Annotated in this window: 12 protein-coding genes and 2 pseudogenes; 13 read left to right on the forward strand and 1 reads right to left on the reverse strand. The window is 70.1% G+C overall.

Annotated elements, in window-relative coordinates:
- The first annotated feature begins 141 nt into the window (after positions 1 to 141).
- The 3 genes and pseudogenes from ACZ5NJ_RS13200 to ACZ5NJ_RS13210 all read left to right on the forward strand — a co-directional run.
- A complete protein-coding gene (locus ACZ5NJ_RS13200) occupies positions 142 to 681 on the forward strand; it encodes a universal stress protein (RefSeq protein WP_468764919.1) in 540 nt (179 codons plus the stop codon).
- Positions 618 to 1,379, forward strand: a pseudogene (locus tag ACZ5NJ_RS13205) (serine hydrolase domain-containing protein); the annotation flags it as partial. The gene ACZ5NJ_RS13200 and the pseudogene ACZ5NJ_RS13205, both read left to right, overlap by 64 nt.
- A gap of 142 nt (positions 1,380 to 1,521) precedes the next feature.
- Positions 1,522 to 1,683: pseudogene (locus ACZ5NJ_RS13210) on the forward strand (pirin family protein); the annotation flags it as partial.
- Positions 1,684 to 1,718: 35 nt separating this feature from the next.
- Here the strand turns inward: ACZ5NJ_RS13210 and ACZ5NJ_RS13215 are convergent.
- On the reverse strand, positions 1,719 to 3,437 hold the full coding sequence (locus ACZ5NJ_RS13215; protein WP_468764920.1) for a PucR family transcriptional regulator: 1,719 nt from the start codon (positions 3,435 to 3,437) through the stop codon (positions 1,719 to 1,721).
- 206 nt (positions 3,438 to 3,643) lie between these two features.
- On the opposite strand from ACZ5NJ_RS13215, the gene dnaK reads away from it, so the two are divergent.
- The 10 genes from dnaK to ACZ5NJ_RS13265 all read left to right on the forward strand — a co-directional run bounded on the left by dnaK (position 3,644) and on the right by ACZ5NJ_RS13265 (position 16,475).
- On the forward strand, positions 3,644 to 5,563 hold the full coding sequence (gene dnaK, locus ACZ5NJ_RS13220; RefSeq protein ID WP_468764921.1) for a molecular chaperone DnaK: 1,920 nt from the start codon (positions 3,644 to 3,646) through the stop codon (positions 5,561 to 5,563).
- A gap of 9 nt (positions 5,564 to 5,572) precedes the next feature.
- Positions 5,573 to 6,097: a nucleotide exchange factor GrpE gene (locus ACZ5NJ_RS13225; protein WP_468764922.1), complete on the forward strand. Its 525-nt coding sequence runs from the start codon at positions 5,573 to 5,575 to the stop codon at positions 6,095 to 6,097.
- 6 nt (positions 6,098 to 6,103) lie between these two features.
- The gene (locus ACZ5NJ_RS13230; protein WP_468764923.1) at positions 6,104 to 7,057 is read left to right on the forward strand and encodes a DnaJ C-terminal domain-containing protein; all 954 of its coding nucleotides are present in this window, start codon (positions 6,104 to 6,106) and stop codon (positions 7,055 to 7,057) included.
- The gene (locus ACZ5NJ_RS13235; protein WP_468764924.1) at positions 7,054 to 7,461 is read left to right on the forward strand and encodes a chaperone modulator CbpM; all 408 of its coding nucleotides are present in this window, start codon (positions 7,054 to 7,056) and stop codon (positions 7,459 to 7,461) included. The genes ACZ5NJ_RS13230 and ACZ5NJ_RS13235 overlap by 4 nt, the downstream gene beginning before the upstream one ends.
- Positions 7,452 to 10,094 carry an ATP-dependent chaperone ClpB gene (clpB, locus tag ACZ5NJ_RS13240; RefSeq protein WP_468764926.1) on the forward strand — a complete coding sequence of 881 codons (2,643 nt, stop codon included), beginning with the start codon at positions 7,452 to 7,454 and terminating at the stop codon, positions 10,092 to 10,094. Before ACZ5NJ_RS13235 ends, clpB begins: the two co-directional genes overlap by 10 nt.
- Positions 10,091 to 10,531: a thioredoxin gene (trxA, locus tag ACZ5NJ_RS13245; RefSeq protein WP_468764976.1), complete on the forward strand. Its 441-nt coding sequence runs from the start codon at positions 10,091 to 10,093 to the stop codon at positions 10,529 to 10,531. Before clpB ends, trxA begins: the two co-directional genes overlap by 4 nt.
- A gap of 29 nt (positions 10,532 to 10,560) precedes the next feature.
- Entirely contained in the window at positions 10,561 to 10,824 is a 264-nt protein-coding gene (locus tag ACZ5NJ_RS13250) for a UBP-type zinc finger domain-containing protein (RefSeq protein WP_468764927.1), read from the forward strand.
- Entirely contained in the window at positions 10,824 to 12,572 is a 1,749-nt protein-coding gene (locus ACZ5NJ_RS13255) for an FAD-dependent oxidoreductase (RefSeq protein ID WP_468764977.1), read from the forward strand. Before ACZ5NJ_RS13250 ends, ACZ5NJ_RS13255 begins: the two co-directional genes overlap by 1 nt.
- 51 nt (positions 12,573 to 12,623) lie before the next feature.
- The gene (locus tag ACZ5NJ_RS13260) at positions 12,624 to 13,757 is read left to right on the forward strand and encodes a hypothetical protein (protein ID WP_468764928.1); all 1,134 of its coding nucleotides are present in this window, start codon (positions 12,624 to 12,626) and stop codon (positions 13,755 to 13,757) included.
- Between the two features lie 249 nt (positions 13,758 to 14,006).
- Positions 14,007 to 16,475, forward strand: coding sequence for a tetratricopeptide repeat protein (locus ACZ5NJ_RS13265; RefSeq protein ID WP_468764929.1), 2,469 nt, complete (start codon positions 14,007 to 14,009; stop codon positions 16,473 to 16,475).
- Positions 16,476 to 16,521 lie beyond the last annotated feature (46 nt).

The following is a 16,521-nucleotide window of genomic DNA, read 5'->3' on the forward strand; positions in this document are numbered from 1 at the left end:
GGGGAGGCAGTCCGGGGCGTGACACCGAAGCTATCCCCGCATCCCCGTGCCTACGGCAGCCCCGTAACGAGACCCTTACGGAGGCGGGCCAAGTCCTGACGGATCACTGACGCGGGAGCGGGACGGCATCAGAAACCCGTCATGGTTACGGATCTCTGCGCTAGAAGGCCATCAACAGCGGCACCTCACCCTCCGCCGAGGCCCTTCCATGGGGACGATCGACGAGACGAGAGGGAAGAGGCCGTGCGAAGAGTCGTAGTCGGCGTGACCGGAACCCCAGGGAATCTGGCCGCGCTGCACCGGGCCGCTGCGGAAGCCCGCGTGCGCGGTGCGGAGCTGTTGGCCGTCCTGGCCTGGCAGCCGCCCGGCGGGGAACTCGGAAGCCGCCACAGCCTCGGAACCTCCGTCCTTGCACAATGCCGCGCCGCGGCTGTCGAGAGACTCCGCGAGGCCCTCGATACGGCCTTCGGCGCCGTGAATCCCGGCGTCACCCTCGGGGGTCTCACGGTACGGGGGACTCCGGGAGCGGCCCTCGTTGACGCGGCACGTGACACGGAGGACCTCCTCGTGGTCGGCACGGGATCCCGCACATTGGTGCGCCGCCTCGGCCACCGATCGGATGGATGCTGCCGGCGGTGGAGCCGGACGAGTGGATGCGCCGCCTCGGCACGCTCCCGTTGATGTACCAGCCCGGGGAGCGGTGGCTGTACAACGTCAGCGACGACGTGCTGGGGGTGCTGGTGGCCAGGGTCACCGGCCAGTCGTTCGAGGCGTTCCTGCGCGAGCGCATATTCGATCCGCTGGGCATGAAGGACACCGGATTCCACGTGCCCGCCGACAAGATCGACCGGCTGCCTCCCCTGTACGCCCCCGACCCGCAGACGGGGGAGTTCATCGTGGAGGACCCGGCCGCGGAGGGACACCACAGCAAGCCCCCGGCGTTCCAGTCGGGCGGCGGCGGCGGACTCGACTCGACCGTCGACGACTACCACGCCTACTTCCGGATGCTGCTCGACCACGGCATGCACGGCACCAAGCGCATCCTATCCCGACCCGCCGTCGAGCTGATGACCACCAATCGCCTCACCCCCGACCAGACAGCCGCCCTACAGACCTGGGCCCGCGGCGTCGTCCACCTGTCACACGGCCAGGGACAGACCGGCGGCTGGGGCTTCGGGATGACGGTGCGCACCTACCGTGGCGACTACGCGCCCATCGGCCAGTTCGGCTGGGACGGCGGAGCCGGTACCACCACCTACGCCGACCCGCACAACCAGCTCGTCGGCATCCTGCTCACACAGACCGGGATGTCCACCCCGGACTCGGCGCGGGCCCTGCAGGACTTCTGGACGACCCTCTACCAGGCCATCGACGACTGAGGTGGAAGGGGAGCCATGGGGCGCTCGGATCAAGTTGCGGGAGAGCGGGTCCCGCTGCTCGCGCGCCTGGCGGAAGCCCCCGATGCCGACTTCAGCAGACTTGCAGCGCTCTGGCCTGCGGAAACGTCCGGGGATTCAATGGTTCTGGAACTGGATCGGCCGCTCCCACGAGGAGATCGCCCAGGCCCGCGAGGACTGGATGACCGGCACCCGCTTCGGCGAGGTCAAGGGCTACGACGGCCCTCCCATTCCGGCGCCCGCACTCCCGCCCACGCACCTGAAGCCCCGGGGAAGGGTGCGTTGACGGGTGCCGGCCTCTTGCCGGCGTACGCATGCGCTTCAGCCTGATCCGCCCAGCACGATCTTCCACACCCGGGTCGCCACCTGGAGGTTGAGCCGGTCTTCGACGTTCGCGAGGTCGTTGCCGCTGATCTCGCGGATGCGCTGCAGCCTGTAGCGCAGCGTGCTGCGGTGGATCGCGAGGGACGCGGCGGCGTCGTCGTAGTTGCCGCCGCAGTCGAAGTACCGGGTGAGGGTCTCCACCATGGCCGTGTGATGTCGGGAGTCGTAGTCGATGAGCCGCCCGAGGCACTCGTGGACGAACGTCTCCAGTTGCCGGCGATCGGCGCCAGGCCCCAGGATGCGGTACAGGCCGAGCTCGTCGAAGAAGGTCGTGCCGTACCGCTCGCGGGAATTGAGGCGCACTTCGAGGGCGCGCCGCGCCTCCTGGTAGCGGTGGGGGATGTCGGGTACGGAGTCGGAAGGGGCGCTCACCCCGATCGTCCCGGACCGTGTTCCGGTCTCCCGGGTGAGCGCCTCGTGCAGCGCGCGAGCGTGCGGCCTGTCGTCGGCGACGAGGACGACGTGGTCGGAGCGTCGGGTCAGCAACGAGCGCATGCCGACGGCAGAGGCCGCCCGGCTCACGGTCCGGGCGAACGAATCGTCCGCGGTCCGGTTCGACCACTCCACGACGAGGACGTAGTGGCTCCGGTGCAGGTCGTGTCCGACCGCCTCGGACCGGGCGTAGGCGCTCGCGGCGTCCGTGCCCGCCAGGAGGTCGTCGACCAGCTCGCGGTGCAGCCTCAGCTCCACTTCGGCCAGGTTGCGCAGGTTCGCCAGCGCCAGGGCGAGCAACGTGGCGGCGTGTTCGAGCGCGAACAGGGTGTGCTCGTCGGCTTCGTCCAAGGCGTCGACCAGTGCCAGCACGCCCAGGATCTCACCGTGGGGGCGGACCAGAGCGATCAGCCGGTCCCTGATCCGCACGGGCCCGAACTCCCGGGCGGCGGCTTGTAGCAGATCGTTCCGGCGCACGGGGTCCGGTTCCGGGTAAGGGTCGGGTCGGCCGGGACCCGACCAGGACTTCAGCCGGCCGAAGCGATCTTCGACCAGCGCCGGAAGTCCGGTGAGCTCGTGCAGGGCACGGGTGACGGCCTCCTCACCGCCGCCCGAGGCGGCGATGTCGGCCATGAGCGAATGAAGGGCCCGCTGGTACCCCAGCTCGGCCACCACGGAGATCAGCTGCTGCTGAAGAGCGGCGCGTTCCTCCCTGATCCGGCAGAGCTCCCCCGCGTCCTCGCGCTGGCGGCGCTGCGCGAAAGCGACCGACAGGGCGGCCGCGGTGTACCGGACGAGTGTGGAGAGCAGGGACCGCTGGGCCTCCGTGGGGCGGGCCGGGGACGTCACCACCAGGTAGCCGTGGAGTCTCTCCAGCCCGCGCAGCCCCAGAGCCCGGCCCCAGGGCCTGCCGGGCAGGGTGACGGGGCCGTCCTGCCCCTCCAGCTCCCGAACCCTCCGGTCCACGGATGCGGCATGGGTCTGACCGTTCCTCGGGCTGGGGGCCAGACGGCCGTCCACCGCGAGGTATCCGGCTTCGGCGCAGTACGGCCCGGCGGCGGCGATGTGGTGCATGGCCAAGCCCAGGATCTCGCCTTCGTCCGAGGCTTCGAACAGGGCGCGGGAGAGCGATTCCAGCTGGTGGAGGGCATGGGCGAACGGGCTCGTGGCTGTGGGGCGCGGTTCCCCCCGTGCGTTCGCGCCGTGTGCCCGGCTGCCGGTCATGGGTCGACTCCGTTCTGCCTGGAGCCCCGGGGAGGCGATCGTCCCCGCGTCTACCCACTCGGGAGCGGCTCATCCGAGATGTTCGATTGCTCCCCTTCCTCCTCGCGGGGCTACCAGGCCCGTGTACTTCTGACTCGGCAGGAGCAGGCGCGTAGCCATCCGGCTGGTGACCCTGGAGAGACCGCTCCACTGGGAGGAGTTTTCTCATGGCCAAGGCAGTGGGTATCGACCTGGGCACCACGAACTCGGTGATTGCCGTGTGGGAGGGCGGGGAGCCCTCCGTCGTGCCCAACGGCGAGGGCAACCGCACGACGCCGTCCGTAGTGGCCTTCACCGACACCGGCGAGCGTCTGGTGGGCCAGATGGCCCGGCGCCAGGCGATTCTCAACCCCAAGGGAACCATCTACTCGGCCAAGCGGTTCATCGGCCGGCACTTCGACGAGATCTCCGACGAGGCCAGGGCGGTCGCGTACGACGTCGCCGAGGGCGACGGCGGGGCCGCCCGCTTCAAGGTGCGCGACAAGTTGTACGCGCCTGAGGAGATCAGCGCCCAGGTGCTGCGCAAACTAACCGAGGACGCCTCCAAACAGCTGGGGGAACGGGTCACGGAGGCGGTCATCACGGTGCCCGCCTACTTCAACGACGCCCAGCGCACCGCCACCAAGGACGCCGGCCGGATAGCCGGACTGGAGGTGCTGCGGATCATCAACGAGCCGACGGCCGCGGCCCTCGCCTACGGCATGGACAAGCAGCAGCACGAGACCGTTCTCGTCTTCGACCTCGGCGGCGGGACCTTCGACGTGAGCATCCTCGACGTCGGCGACGGCGTGGTGGAGGTGCGCTCCACCGCCGGTGACAGCCACCTGGGCGGCGACGACTTCGACCGGCGCCTGGTGGATCACCTCGCCGACGGCTTCCAGAAGGAGAACGGCATCGACCTCCGCAAGGACCCGCAGGCGCTGCAACGATTGTTCGAGGCGGCGGAGAAGGCCAAGACCGAGCTGAGTTCGGTGACGCAGACGCAGGTCAGCCTGCCGTTCATCACCGCCGACGCCGCGGGCCCCAAGCACCTCACCGACTCGATCATGCGGTCCACCTTCGAACAGATCACCGGCGACCTGGTGGAGCGGTGCCTCGGACCGGTCCAGCAGGCCATGACCGACGCCAAGGTCGGCGAGAGCGACATCGACGAGGTCATCCTCGTCGGCGGCTCCACCCGCATCCCCGCCGTTCAGGCCCTCGTACGCCGGCTGACCGGCGGCAAGGAGCCCAACATGAGCGTCAACCCCGACGAGGTCGTGGCCTTGGGCGCCGCGATCCAGGCCGGGGTGCTCAAGGGCGAGGTCAAGGACGTCCTGCTGCTCGACGTCACCCCCCTGTCGCTGGGTGTCGAGACACGTGGCGGCGTGATGACGAAGATCATCGAGCGGAACACCACCATCCCGGTGCGCCGCTCGGAGACCTTCTCCACCGCAGAGGACAACCAGCCCGCCGTCGACATCGTCGTCCTCCAAGGCGAGCGCGAGCTGGCCGCCGACAACCGGGTGCTGGGGCGGTTCCAGCTCACCGACATCCGGCCGGCGCCGCGGGGCGAAGCACAGATCGAGGTCACCTTCGACATCGACGCCAACGGGATCCTCAACGTCACGGCCCGCGACAAGGACACCGGCAAGGAACAGGGCATCACCATCAGCGAGAGCTCCAACCTCGACCGTGGTGAAGTCGAGCGCATGGTCCAGGAGGCCGAGCGCAACCAGGGCCAGGACCAGGCGCTCCGCACGGCCGTGGACGCCCGCAACGAGCTCGACGCGGTCGCCTACCAGGTCGAGAAGCGCCTCACGGAACTGGGCGACACGGCCCCCGCGCACGAAAGGGCCCGCGCCGAAATGCTCGTGTCCGATGCCCGGGCGGCGGTCAAGGAAGAGGCGGGCGTCGAGCGCGTGCGGCCCCTCACCTCCGAACTCCGGCAGTTGCTCGCCGGGCTGGCGGCCCACCAGGGCGGCGCCGCCGACACGGGCGGTGGCCCCGGGCAGGACCCCACCACCGGCGGCCCCACGAGTGGCGGTCCCACGAGTGGCGGTGCCGGCGACGACGACGTCATCGACGCCGAGTTCGACAAGGCCTGAGGAACCGCCATGCCCCTCCACCCCAAGGAACCCGACCCGGCCGTGGACGAGCGACCGCGCCTCGGCGCGGCCGACGGCGGCCCCGCACCGTCCGAAGACGAGTACACGGCCGCGCTCGAAGAACTGGAGGACCGCTGGCGGCGCGCGCTCGCCGACCTCGACAACCTGCGCAAGCGCCACGCCAGGGAACTGGAGCGGGAGCGGACGGCCGAGCGTTCCCGGACGGCCGCCGCCTTCCTGCCCGTCCTGGACAACCTCGAACTCGCCCTGGCCCATGCCGGCGCCGACCCCGGAGCCATCGTGGAGGGCGTCCAGGCGGTCCGCGACCAGGCGGTGAACGTCCTCGAACTGCTCGGCTACCCGCGGCACGCGGAGACCGGCGTCGCGTTCGACCCGGCCCGGCACGAGGTGATCGGCGTCGTCCAGGACCCCGACGCCCCGCCGGGTACGGTCGTCGACGTGCTGCGCCCGGGCTACGGGGACGGCGAACGGCAGCTCAGGCCGGCCGCCGTGACCGTCGCGAAGCGGGAGTGACCGGCGATGGCGCAGGACTTCTACGAGGTGCTGGGCGTGTCGCGAACCGCGAGCCAGGACGAGATTCAGCAGGCGTATCGCAGGCTCGCCCGCAAGTACCACCCCGACGTCAACAAGGACCCGGGGGCGGAGGAACGCTTCAAGGACCTCAACGAGGCGTACAGCGTCCTGTCGGACCAGAAGACCCGGGCCCGTTACGACCGCTTCGGTGCGGACTTCCGCAAGATCCCCGAGGACTTCGACGAACGGGTCGCGGCCGGCGCGGGCGGCGGCTTCCGCGCCCGGAGGACCGCGGGCGCGGGCGGCCCCCGAGTCCGGTACGGCACCGGCTTCGGCGACGCCTTCGCAGCGGAGGACGTCGACATCGAGGACCTGTTCGGTTCGTTCTTCGGGGCGGGCGCCGCCCGTGGCGGTGTACCGGGAGCCGACCAGGAGGCCGAGCTGCCGCTCACGGTGGAGGAGGCGTTCAGGGGCGGCCGTCGCGCCGTCACCCTCGCCGGACCCACCGGGCAGCCGCGGCGGTACGAGGTCGACGTGCCGCCGGGCGTCACCGACGGACAGCGCATCCGGCTGGCCGGGGAGGGCGGTCGGGGGAGCGGTGACGCCCCCGGAGGCGACCTGTACCTGCGGGTGCGCATCCAGCCCCATCCACAGTTCCGGCTGGACGGCCGCGATGTCCACGTCCAGGTTCCGGTCACCCCCTGGGAGGCGGCCCTCGGCGCGACCGTGCCGGTGCCCACCCCGGGCGGCGGCACGGCCAAGGTCACCGTGCCGGGGGGCTCGTCCAGCGGTCGGCGACTGCGGCTGCGCGGCGAGGGCATGCCCCACCCGCGCGGCTCCGACGGCGACCTGTACGCCGAACTCCGCGTCATGGTGCCGCCCACCCTGGGCGACCGGGAGCGAGAACTGTTCGAGGAGCTCGCCGCCACCTCCTCCTTCGACCCCAGGAGGACACGATGAACGACCGAACCTCGGGAGCGGCAGGCGCCGGCCGGGCCGGCACGGGCGACCGTCCGCTGCGAACGGGCGCTGACATCACCGCCTCGACGGCCGTCCGGTACGCGCTCGTGCCCGTCCACAGGCTCTCCCTGGACTCCGTGGCCCGTCTCTCGGGCCTCCACCCCGACCTGATCCTCCGCTTCGTCGCCCTCGGACTGGTCGACGCCGACCGCGACGCCGCGGGGCACCCGGTGTTCGACCCCACGGCCCCGGCGGTGCTGGCCCGCATCCAGCGGCTGCGCTCCGGTCTCTGCCTCAACTACGCCTCGATCGGCCTGGTGCTCGACCTGCTCGATCGCATCAGCCTGCTCGAAGCCGCCCTGCGAGGGCGCGGCACGAGGAGGGAAAACCCCCCATGGACATGAACCGTCTCACCCAGAAGTCCCAGGAAGCCCTCCAGGAAGCCCAGACCGCGGCCGTCGGCATGGGGCAGACCGAGGTCGACGGGGAACACCTGCTGCTCGCACTCCTCGACCAGGAGGACGGTCTGATCCCGAGGCTGCTGCGGCAGGCCGGCACCAACGATCCGGACCAGCTGCGCGCGGCCGTGCGAGAGGAACTCTCCCGTCGTCCGAGGGTCACCGGCCCCGGAGCCGCGCCCGGCCAGGTCTTCGTCACCCAGCGCCTCGCCCGCCTGCTCGATGCCGCCGAACGGGAGGCCAAACGCCTCAAGGACGAGTACGTGTCCGTGGAGCACCTCCTGCTCGCCCTCGCTGAGGAGGGCCCTTCGACCAAGGCCGGGCGTCTGCTCAAAGAGGCCGGCATCACCAGGGACTCGTTCCTGAGCGCGCTCACCCAGGTCCGCGGCAACCAGCGCGTCACCTCCGCCAATCCCGAAGTCGCCTACGAAGCACTGGAGAAGTACGGCCGCGACCTGGTCGTGGAGGCCAGGGCCGGCAGGCTCGACCCGGTCATCGGCCGGGACGCCGAGATCCGCCGCGTCACCCAGATCCTCAGCCGCAAGTCCAAGAACAACCCGGTCCTCATCGGCGACCCGGGCGTCGGCAAGACAGCCATCGTCGAGGGTCTCGCCCAGCGCATCGTCCGCGGCGACGTGCCCGAAGGACTCCGCGACAAGATCGTGTTCGCCCTTGACATGGGTTCCCTGGTCGCCGGGGCCAAATACCGCGGCGAGTTCGAGGAACGGCTCAAGGCCGTGCTCGGCGAGGTCAAGGCCGCCCAGGGCCGCATCCTGCTCTTCGTCGACGAACTGCACACCGTCGTGGGCGCGGGTGCCGCCGAAGGAGCCATGGACGCGGGCAACATGCTCAAGCCGATGCTCGCGCGCGGAGAACTCCACATGATCGGCGCCACCACCCTCGACGAGTTCCGCAAGCACATCGAGAAGGACGCCGCCCTCGAACGCCGCTTCCAGCAGGTGGTGGTCGACGAGCCGAGCGTGGAGGACACCGTCTCCATCCTGCGAGGACTGCGCGAACGCCTGGAGGTCTTCCACGGAGTGAAGATCCAGGACACCGCGCTGGTCTCCGCGGCCACCCTCAGCCACCGCTACATCACCGACCGGTTCCTGCCGGACAAGGCCATCGACCTCGTGGACGAGGCGTGCGCCCGGCTGCGTACCGAGATCGACTCCATGCCCGCCGAACTCGACGAGATCACCCGCCGCGTCACCCGCCTGGAGATCGAGGACGCCGCCCTCTCCAAGGAGGCCGATCCCGCCAGTGGGGCCCGCCTGGAAGAACTGCGGAGGGAACTGGCCGACCTGCGCGCGGAGGCAGACTCCAAGCACGCCCAGTGGGAGGCCGAGAGGCAGGCGATCCGCCGTGTGCAGGAACTGCGCCAGGAACTGGAGCAGGTCCGCCTGGAGGCGGAGGAGGCCGAACGCGCCTACGACCTCAACCGCGCCGCCGAACTCCGCTACGGCCGCCTCCAGGACCTGGAGCGCCGACTCGCCGCGGAGGAGCAGCAACTGGCCGCCAAACAAGGGCAGAGCCGGCTGCTGCGCGAGGTCGTCACCGAGGAGGAGATCGCCGAGATCGTCGCCGCCTGGACCGGCGTCCCCGTCGCCCGCCTCCAGGAGGGCGAACGCGAGAAACTGCTGCGCCTCGACGAGATCCTGCGCGAGCGCGTCATCGGCCAGGACGAGGCCGTCAAGCTCGTCGCCGACGCCATCATCCGCGCCCGCTCCGGCATCCGCGACCCGCGCCGCCCCATCGGCTCTTTCATCTTCCTCGGCCCCACCGGCGTCGGGAAGACCGAGCTGGCCAAGACCCTCGCCCGGGCCCTGTTCGACTCCGAGGAGAGCATGGTCCGGCTCGACATGAGCGAGTACCAGGAGCGGCACACCGTCAGCCGGCTCATGGGCGCACCACCCGGATACGTCGGCTACGAGGAGGGCGGCCAGCTCACCGAGGCCGTACGCCGCAAGCCGTACTCGGTCGTGCTGTTCGACGAGGTCGAGAAGGCGCACACCGATGTCTTCAACACCCTGTTGCAGATCCTCGACGACGGCCGTATCACCGATGCCCAGGGCCGCACCGTCGACTTCCGCAACACCGTGATCATCATGACGTCCAACATCGGCTCCGAGCACCTCCTCGACGGCGCCACCGCCGAAGGTGAGATCAAGCCCGAAGCCCGCGCCCTGGTGATGGGCGAGCTGCGCGGACACTTCCGCCCGGAGTTCCTCAACCGCGTCGACGACATCGTGCTGTTCAAGCCGCTCGGCGAGCGGCAGATCGAGCGGATCGTGGAGCTGCAGTTCGACGAACTGCGCCGGCGGCTCGCCGAACGCCGCATCACCGTCGAACTGACCGACACGGCCCGTGAGTTGATCGCCCACCAAGGCTACGACCCGGTATACGGGGCACGCCCGCTGCGGCGTTACATCTCCCACGAGGTCGAGACGCTGGTCGGGCGCGCCCTGTTGCGCGGCGACGTCCAGGACGGTGCGACGGTGCGCGTCGACGCCGAGCACGGAGAGCTGGTGGTCACCTACGACCAGCAGGAGGAGGTCCGGGAAGCATGGGCAGCGTGAACACCACCCGGACGACGACGGTGTCCTGCCCGAACTGCGGGCGCGGCAACCGGATTCCCGTGGCCGCCGAGGGACGGCCCAGGTGCGGCCACTGCAAGCAGCCGCTGCCCTGGCTCGTGGACGCCGGCGACGACGACTTCGCCGAGGTCGCCGAGCGCGCCTCCGTAACCGTCGTCGTCGACCTCTGGGCCCCCTGGTGCGGCCCCTGCCGCATGGTCAGCCCCGCCCTCGAACAGGTCGCCCGCGACCTCGCCGGACGGATCAAGCTCGTCAAGGTCGACATCGACAAGAACCCAGGGCTCAGCCGCCGGTTCGAAGTGCAGGCCGTTCCGACCCTCCTCGTCCTGGATCAGGGCGAGCAGATCGCCCGGCAGGCCGGCGCGGCACCCGCGCACGTGCTGCGCGCGTGGGTCGAGCAGGCGATGGCAGGCCGGTAGACCACCGCGTTGACGCAAGGAGAACCCTCATGGCCACGATTCCCGACCCGCACCTGACGATGGTGCGCCCGGTGACGCCGCGCACCCCGGAGGGCTGCGAGGATTGCCTCAGGGAGCATTCCCCGTGGGTGCACCTGCGCCTCTGCCTCACCTGCGGCCACGTCGGCTGCTGCGACTCCTCGCCCCTCAAGCACGCCAGACGGCACGCGGGGAGCGTCGGTCACCCCGTCGTGCGGTCCTTCCAGCCGGGAGAGGACTGGCGCTGGTGCTTCGTTCACGAGGCCCTGGTCTGATGGGCACGGCCGAGCACGACCATGGTGCGGTCCGTGAGACACCCGACCGGTACGGGGCGTTTCCGCGTCTGACACCGGAGCAGCTCCAGGACCTGACCGCGCACGGTGAACGCCGCAGCGTCGCCCAGGGCGAGGTGCTGTACCGCGAGGGCGAACCGTTCCGGGAGTTCCTCGCGATCCTCAGCGGCACCGTCGAGATCCTCCACGACCACGGTGGGCCCGAGGAGCGCACGGTGGCCGTGCACGGGCCCGGCAGGTTCCTCGGTGAACTCGGTCTGCTGGAGGGCCAAGCCGCGTTCGACACCGCCGTGACGCGCCGGACCGGCGAGGTCCTGGCCGTGCCGGTGGAGCGGCAACGCGCCCTGGTCGACCGGGACCCCGTCCTCGGCGACCTGATCCTCCGTGCCTACCTGGGCCGCAGGTATCTGCTCATCGGGCTCGGCGCCGGCTTCCGGATCCTGGGGTCGTGCTATTCACCGGACACGCTGCGGCTGCGCGAGTTCGCCGCCCGCAACCGGCTGCCCCACCGATGGGTGGACCTGGAGAAGGACGAGGAGGCCGATGCGCTGCTGCGCCGGTTCTCGATCCGTCCCGAGGAGACCCCGGTGGTCCTCTGGAAGGGCGAACGGGTGCTGCGCAATCCGAGCAACGCCGAACTCGCCCGGCTCATCGGGCTGCCCGCCCCCTCGCCGGAGGCCGCGCGGTGCGACGTGATGGTGGTCGGTGCGGGCCCCGCGGGGCTCGCCGCCGCCGTGTACGGGGCCTCCGACGGGCTCACCACGGTCACCGTCGATGCCGTGGCCACCGGAGGCCAGGCCGCCACCTCGTCCCGCATCGAGAACTACCTCGGCTTCCCGTCGGGCGTCTCCGGGGGAGAGCTCATCGAACGCGCGGTGCTCCAGGCCCACAAGTTCGGCGCCCGCCTCATGGTGCCGGCCCAGGTCACGGGGCTCGCCCCGCAGGACGGCGAATACGTCCTCACCTTCACGGACGGGTCCAGGGCGCGGGCGGGCGCCGTCGTGCTCGCCTCGGGCGTCTGGTACCGCAGGCTCGAAGTCCCCGACATCGGCCGCCTGGAGGGCATCAGCGTCTACTACGCGGCGACCGTCCACGAGGCCAGTCTCTGCCGGGCGGATCCGGTCGCCGTGGTGGGCGGCGGGAACTCCGCAGGGCAGGCATCGCTGTTCCTCGCGAACCACGCGCCCCGAGTCCACCTCCTCGTCCGGGGAGGCGACCTCAACGCGGACATGTCGCGCTACCTCGTGGATCAGGTGGAACGGCACCCGAAGATCGAGGTGCTGCTCCACACCGAAGTCCGGGGCGTCTGCGGGAAGGACAAGCTGGAGTCGTTGATCGTGGAGGACAACGCGAACGGTGAACGCCGCGAGCTGCGGGCCGCGGCGCTGTTCGTGTTCATCGGCGCCCGCCCGCGCACGGACTGGCTCAAGGGTGTGCTGGCCCTGGACGAGAAGGGTTTCGTCCTCACCGGTGCCGACGCCCGAGCGGTGGCCGACGCATCCCGGTGGGACTCCCTCGGCCGCGGTCCGCTGCTGCTGGAGACGACCCTCCCGGGGGTCTTCGCCGCCGGCGATGTCAGGAGCGGTTCGGTCAAGCGAGTGGCCTCGGCCGCCGGTGAGGGGGCCATGGCGATTCGCTTCGTGCACGAGCACCGGGAGGTGACGGGCAACCTGGTCCGCTCCGCGGGCCCTGAAGGGCCTCCCCCGGCAGCGGGACGGCCGACACCCTGACGGCGACCGCCCCAGCCGGCCCCCGACAGATCGACGAGAAGGGCATGGGTCATGCATACGTCTCCCCAGGACGTCACGGTCGTAGCCCTTCTGGCGGATCCGGACACGCCGACGGACATCGCGCAGCGCGTGGCCCGCGCACTTTCCGCGCGACTCGCTGACGAGTCGGGCCAGGGGCGGCGCTTCGACATCAGGGTCGTCAGCGAGCCCTTCACCGCGGGGACCGAGGACCCGCACACCTTGATGCGCCGGGTCAAGGACCGCGGAAGTGTGGAGGACTGGGACGTCATCGTGGCCCTCACCGACCTTCCCCTGTACGCACACGGACGCAAGGTCGTCGTGGATCTGAGTCACGAGCATGGGCTGGCGCTGCTTTCGCTTCCTTCTCTGGGGGGTCTGCGCCTGCAGACGAGGGCCCGGCGGGCCGTGGAAGAAGCCGTGCTTGGCTTGGCGGGTCCGCAGGACACCGGTGGTGAGGAGCCTCCGCGAAGGCAGCGGCATCCGGGACCGTTTGCCGGTCGTCTGACGCCCATCCGTCCGGGCCGGATCGGTGAGGAGGAGACCGCCGATCTGCGCTACGTCGTCAGCGGGCCACGCGGTTACCTACGGGTGCTCCTCGGCATGGTCCGTGCCAACCGGCCTTGGCGCTTGGTACCGGGCCTGTCGAAAGCTCTGGCGGCCGCACTCGCCACGGGAGCGGTCGCCACCGTGAACTCCACCGTCTGGAGTCTCGCTGAGGGCCTGAGCGCACCCCGCCTCGTGATCGCCATGGTCGGGTCTGTCGCGCTCATGATCGGCTGGCTGATCGTGGACGCGGAGCTGTGGCACCGCTCAGCCGAGGGTTCGCCGGAGGCGAGGCAGAAGGCGAGGCTCTACAACGCGTCGACGGTCCTGACCGTAGGTGTCGGGGTGCTGGTCTGCTATGTGGGTCTCCTGCTCATCAACGTGGTGTGGGCGCTGTTCATCCTCAATGATCAGGTGTTCGCTTCCATGACACGAGAACCGCTGGACGCAACGGACTACTGGACGTTGTCATGGTTCGTCGCTTCGACCGCGACAGTGGGCGGCGCGCTGGGCTCAGGGCTGGAGAGCGACGAGGCCATCCGGGCAGCCGCCTATTCCAAGCGCGAACAGGAACGACGAAACCTGCTGCTGGACGGCCATGGTGATGAGCGGATGACCTGAGTCGGAGCAGAGGCGCTGGTTGATGCCGGTCGGAGGTCTCGAAGCGATGGCCGTGAGTGGAGGGCCTCAGGGCTTGGATGGCGCCGACGGCTCGCTCGCGGGCGGCGTCAGGCCGTTGCGGGCCTCCGACGACGGGCCGGGGCGTGGGGCGGCGCCGGCACCGGACCCTCCCGCAAGGGGCAAGGACCGCATCGGGTGAATCCTGCGATCCAGCGGTGCACCTCATCGTGATCGCAGCACACTGGGTCCATGGGTGTGCGGCCGCGTTGGGAAGAGCTCGCCGGGGGACGGCAGGCGTTCGAAGAGGGCGTGACGATACTCCTCACCATGGTCTACCCCGGCCTCAGGCGCGTTGACGGTTCCGGCGGTGACCGAGGGGAGGACGCCGTCCTTCTCCTCCAGGGAGGCGGACGCCATGTCTTCCAGGTGAAGAGCTTCACGGGGCGTCTGACGTCAGGCCGGCGCCGTCAGGTGGAGCGATCACTGAAACGAGCGGCTGAAGGCGAGCCCACGCGTTGGACTCTCGTCGTACCACTCGGTCTTACCCGGAATGAGTGGGACTGGTTCGATGGACTCCGCGCCGCCTTCCCCTTCCCCTTGGACTGCCACGATCTGAACTGGCTCAACACCAGTTCCCGCCAACACCCGCAAATCGAAGCGCTGTTCCAGCCAGAAGCCCCGTTGGCCGCCCTGCTGAACTGGCCTCGGGTGGCGGACACCAGCCCGATCGATGCCGGCCTCGCCGTGCCCGAGAGCGGCGACATTCCTGCCTATGTAGCGCGTGACATCGATCCTGTCGTGCGAGATCGGATGCGAGCGGCGGCTGAGTCAGGCGGAGCGCTCGTGCTCGTGGGGGATTCCGCTGCGGGCAAGACCCGCACGCTCTACGAAGCCTTACGCGCGGAGCTGCCCGGCCACCGCTTGGTGCGTCCGACGCAGCCCGGCGACGTCCCGTTGCTGATCCCCGGCATCGTCGCGGCAGCGGGGCCCTGCGTCTTATGGCTCGACGAGTTGCACCGCTACCTGGAGGACGGCCGCTGCCTCACGCCGCACGGGCTCGGGGAATTGCGCCGCGCGAGAGCCGTCGTCCTGGCCACGCTCGACGCATCGGCCCACGAACACTGGCACGGCTCGCCCGTGTTGCGTCAGATGGAGACCCATGTGCTCGATCGGCGCTGGAGCCCGGCCGAGCGACAGCGGGCGGCCACGGCGCCGGACTCCCGGGTCGTCCAGGCAACGAGGGCCGACCCGGCCATCGGAGTTGCCGAATGCCTGGCCGCCGGACCCTGGCTGTGGCAGGAACTGAAGCTGGCCGACCGGGCGGGCGGGCAACCGCGGGGGGCGGCACTCATCCGGGCCGGTATCGACCTCGTCCGGGTCGGCCTCGCAGGCCCGTTGCCCACCTCACTGCTCCTCGAAGCGCACCTGCCCTATCTCGCGGACAGCGGCGGTCCCGTACTGCGCCCCGAACCGGCCGATGACGCATTGTCCTGGGCCGGCAAGGTGCGTTTCGGCGTCAGCAGCATGCTGCTGCCTGCGGGCGAGGACGCCTGGACGGCGCATCCCCAACTGGCCGCCGCGGCCGACGAGGAGGGCGTCCCGGTCCACCCGTTCACCTGGTTCCAGGCGCTCGGCGCGGCCGGCGATCTGGACGACATGTTCAAGGTGGCGCTCAATGCCAGTACTCATGCCCCTTTCATCGGCGTGTTCCTGTGGCGCTCACTCGCCGATGCCGGCCTCGCCGAGGCCGCGAACAACCTCGGTGTCGCACTGGCCGACCTCGGCCGGCACGAAGAAGCCGAGCACGTGTTCCGGACCCAAGCGAACCCTGAGGATGCAGCGGTCCTGCTGAACCTCGGCAACCTGCTGTGCAAGACAGGCCGCCACGAAGAAGCCGAAGAGGCCTACCGGAAATCGGGTGCAGGGGGGCAGGCGAAGGCTTGGAACAACCTCGGGGTGCTCTTGGGCGAGCTCGGGCGGGCTGACGAGGCCAAGGCTGCGTATGCGCGTGCGTACGACGCGGGGGACGCAAGCGGCCTGACCAACTGGGGGATGCTGCTCCTTGCGGAGGACCGATGGGCCGAGGCGGAACCCTTGTTGCGGCAGGCCGCAGAAACGGGCGAGGGAGACGCGATTTTCTGCCTGGCCAACGCGACCAAGGCGAAAGGAGATCTGCTGCAGGCCACCCACTGGTACCGGCGCGCGATCGACATGGGTGATGCCCGTGCCTGTTTCAACCTGGCGAACCTCCATCGGGACGACGATCGTCCGGACCTTGCCGAGCCGCTCTATCGGGAAGCTGCCGACGCCGGAATCACCAGCGCCCTTTACAACCTGGCCCTCCTCCTCAAAGGGCAGAAGCGCCTCACCGAGGCCGAGGACTTCTTCCGCCGGGCGGCAGCGGAAGGACACAAGGAAGCCCTCTTCCAACTCGGCGACGTGCTACGCCAGACCGACCGCCGGGAAGAAGCCACCGCGCAGTGGAAGGCGGCCGCTGAAGCAGGTGACCCCAATGCGGCGATCGCACTCGCGACCGCGCTCACCGACCCTGCCGACCAGCCCTGTCTCCTGAAGGTCCTCCGCCGTGCGGCAGACGCCGGCGACAATGACGCGGCCCTGCTGATTTCGGCGCTGAACGTCGCTCACGCTTCGTCCGCCGCAGAATGGCAGACGGATTCGGGCCGGAGCCTTTCCCTTGCACATCGAGCGGCCATTTGAGGGAGTGAAATAGGCTGATGTGCTGATCGCCGATGTGCACTCGTGT

The organism is Streptomyces sp. NPDC032091 (genome assembly GCF_055580265.1).

What these genes read in the sequence shown, in the direction of transcription:
- ACZ5NJ_RS13235 (WP_468764924.1), top strand. Translation starts at nt 7,054, where the DNA reads ATGAACGACCGAACCTCGGGAGCGGCAGGCGCCGGCCGGGCCGGCACG.
- ACZ5NJ_RS13215 (WP_468764920.1), bottom strand. Translation starts at nt 3,437, where the DNA reads ATGACCGGCAGCCGGGCACACGGCGCGAACGCACGGGGGGAACCGCGC.
- ACZ5NJ_RS13225 (WP_468764922.1), top strand. Translation starts at nt 5,573, where the DNA reads ATGCCCCTCCACCCCAAGGAACCCGACCCGGCCGTGGACGAGCGACCG.
- ACZ5NJ_RS13200 (WP_468764919.1), top strand. Translation starts at nt 142, where the DNA reads ATGGTTACGGATCTCTGCGCTAGAAGGCCATCAACAGCGGCACCTCAC.
- ACZ5NJ_RS13230 (WP_468764923.1), top strand. Translation starts at nt 6,104, where the DNA reads ATGGCGCAGGACTTCTACGAGGTGCTGGGCGTGTCGCGAACCGCGAGC.
- dnaK (WP_468764921.1), top strand. Translation starts at nt 3,644, where the DNA reads ATGGCCAAGGCAGTGGGTATCGACCTGGGCACCACGAACTCGGTGATT.
- clpB (WP_468764926.1), top strand. Translation starts at nt 7,452, where the DNA reads ATGGACATGAACCGTCTCACCCAGAAGTCCCAGGAAGCCCTCCAGGAA.
- ACZ5NJ_RS13265 (WP_468764929.1), top strand. Translation starts at nt 14,007, where the DNA reads ATGGGTGTGCGGCCGCGTTGGGAAGAGCTCGCCGGGGGACGGCAGGCG.
- ACZ5NJ_RS13255 (WP_468764977.1), top strand. Translation starts at nt 10,824, where the DNA reads ATGGGCACGGCCGAGCACGACCATGGTGCGGTCCGTGAGACACCCGAC.
- ACZ5NJ_RS13260 (WP_468764928.1), top strand. Translation starts at nt 12,624, where the DNA reads ATGCATACGTCTCCCCAGGACGTCACGGTCGTAGCCCTTCTGGCGGAT.
- ACZ5NJ_RS13250 (WP_468764927.1), top strand. Translation starts at nt 10,561, where the DNA reads ATGGCCACGATTCCCGACCCGCACCTGACGATGGTGCGCCCGGTGACG.